The following is a 470-nucleotide window of genomic DNA, read 5'->3' as shown; positions in this document are numbered from 1 at the left end:
CGTGGCTTTCTGGCTCAATACCAATCCCCGTTCGGTATCATAGGCAGTGACCAGCTGGACCGCATTTTTCTTTTCATTCCGGTAAGCCCGTCTCAGGACTTTTCCGTCAAAGGCAATGATCGGTTTTCCGTCCAGCTCACGCTGTTCATTGACCCAGTTCAGCAACGCTTCCAGTAACGGATCCAGCTCGATAGCCCGGAGTATTCTCGCAATCGTATGTCGGCGGGGGATCCCGTGAGGAAAGGCGCGGTATTCTCTCAACCACTTAATTTTAGCCCGGCCATAAGTCTCAATGTCTTGCCATCCCTCGGCTCCTGCCATAATGGCACTGACAACGAGGAAAATAACATCAACCAAATCATACTGGCGATTGATATCAGAGCGGGTTTCTTTCACAACGGATAAATGTTCAATGAGAGTCATAGGTGAGTCATGAAGAGGAAAATAAAGCTGATTAGATCATGTCATTC

Annotated in this window: 1 protein-coding gene; it reads right to left on the bottom strand. The window is 48.3% G+C overall.

What is annotated here, in order from left to right; translation table 11 throughout:
* Positions 1-423: ISAs1 family transposase (locus tag Xbed_RS19075; RefSeq protein ID WP_139837572.1), on the bottom strand; the 423-nt coding region annotated here is incomplete at its 3' end.
* Positions 424-470: the final 47 nt, after the last annotated feature.

The sequence above is a fragment of the Xenorhabdus beddingii genome, assembly GCF_002127545.1.
GTDB classification, from domain to species: Bacteria; Pseudomonadota; Gammaproteobacteria; order Enterobacterales; family Enterobacteriaceae; genus Xenorhabdus; species Xenorhabdus beddingii.
Note: the sequence above shows the minus strand (reverse complement) of the source record. Positions and strands in the feature narration are given on the sequence as shown.